Raw genomic sequence first — 1,839 nt, forward strand, 5'->3', positions numbered from 1 at the left:
TACCAAATAGTACAAACCAACCACAAAGAGTTAGAGTCAGTTCTTGGATCCATAAAAAACCGGTATTAAAAAAGAAACGAGCAATAACTTCGCCAAAAACCAGCAACGTCATCAATGTAATTAATAAATTAAGGAACCCTTCTTCAAAATAACCAAATAGTCTTGAAATCACGGTCATACTCCTTGAATAAAAAAAGGTGGTACTGATGCAACAATGCATTCAGTACCACGTCAAGTGTTGAGACTATTTAGTATTAGCAGCTTGTGCAGCATCAATCATGTCTTTACCAATTTGATCTTCAAACTTAGCCCAAACTGGTTTCATAGCATTAACCCATTGCTGGCGTGCAGCAGGTGTTAACGTGACTAATTCTGAACGCTTAGAATCAATAATCGCCTGTCTATCTTGGTTATCTTTTTCTGAAGCAATTTTGTTACCAAGAGCAATCGCTTCATCAAGTGATGATTTAAAAATGGCACGTTTATCAGCAGGTAGACCTTTCCAGAAGGTATTTGAGGTCACTACCATGTAATCTAAAACGCCATGATTACTTTCAGTTATGTGACTTTGCACCTCATAGAATTTCATTGAGTAGGTATTTGACCAAGTGTTTTCTTGACCATCAATCGCGCGTGTTTGAAGCAGAGTAAATACTTCTGAAAAGGGCTTTTTAACCGGAATAGCACCAACAGCATCAAACTGAGCTGCAATAACATCAGATGCCATAATACGGAACTTTTTGCCATTCGCATCTTTTGGTAATGCCAACGGATCGTTCGCAGAAAACTGCTTCATGCCGTCGTGAAGATAACCTAGACCAACAAGGCCTTTACGGTTCATTGCGTTTAATAATTTTTGGCCTGAATCTGACTGCTGAAAACGATCTACAGCGGCCATATCTTCAAATAAGAAAGGTAAATCGAATATCTGTAGTTTTTTGGTAAAACGCTCAAACTTAGATAATGACGGTGCCACAAATTTCACATCGTTTAGCAGTAATGCTGCTAGCTCATTGTTATCCCCAAATAACTGTGAGTTAGGAAATACGTTAACAACGTATTCGCCAGGTAAACGCTGTTCTATTAATTCTTTAAACTTAAGTGCCATTTGCCCTTTAGGTGTGTTTTCTGCAACAACATGCGAAAATTTAATTTCAACAGGTTCAGCAAAAACATTAAAACTCGCTGCAAAAATAGTGGCAATAGTCGCAAGTTTTGCAATTGACTTGAGTGGGTGTGTAAAGGTACTGGTCGATTTTTTCATGATAATTAACTTCCTTTTTTTAGTGTTATATATTCCTCAAGGTGGTGACTTGTCCCAGAACAAGTACGCCATAAACGCTTTATGAGGATAGATAAAACATAGCAAGCATTAGGCCAGAATGTTAATTATTTGTAACTCAATGAAATGTATTAACTTTAATTTAATACGGAAACAGGAGAGGGATTTTATGTGTGGATTGTCACACAGCAAAAAAATCTTTATGGGTGGGATGTCACACATTTTCACTGGTCGTGATGTGGGGGGTATTTATTGTTGGCTGAGGGATATGAGTTTACATGGACTTAATTAAAAGGAGGGATAGATAAAAATTAGACATAAAAAAACCACCTTCCGGTGGTTAATCTATTAATGCAATATATGCATTAAATACCAAATAATTGGTGGAGCTACACGGGATCGAACCGTGGACCTCTTCACTGCCAGCGAAGCGCTCTCCCAGCTGAGCTATAGCCCCAAATTCTAGCTGACTAAAACTAAAATTTGAAAAATATGGTATCCCATAGGGGATTCGAACCCCTGTTACCGCCGTGAAAGGGCGGTGTCCTAGGCCTCTA

Annotated in this window: 1 protein-coding gene, 1 tRNA gene and 1 pseudogene; all 3 read right to left on the bottom strand. The window is 38.3% G+C overall.

Features of this window, described 5'->3' with window-relative positions; genetic code table 11:
- Nucleotides 1-178 (bottom strand): annotated as a pseudogene (locus tag H5202_RS24445) (TRAP transporter small permease); the annotation flags it as partial.
- Between the two features lie 66 nt (nt 179-244).
- Nucleotides 245-1,264 carry a TRAP transporter substrate-binding protein gene (locus H5202_RS21765; protein WP_182773879.1) on the bottom strand — a complete coding sequence of 340 codons (1,020 nt, stop codon included), beginning with the start codon at nt 1,262-1,264 and terminating at the stop codon, nt 245-247.
- Nucleotides 1,265-1,663: 399 nt separating this feature from the next.
- A tRNA-Ala gene (locus H5202_RS21770) sits at nt 1,664-1,739 on the bottom strand.
- Between the last annotated feature and the right edge of the window lie 100 nt (nt 1,740-1,839).

The organism is Shewanella sp. SG41-4 (genome assembly GCF_014164505.1).
Classification (GTDB): domain Bacteria; phylum Pseudomonadota; class Gammaproteobacteria; order Enterobacterales; family Shewanellaceae; genus Shewanella.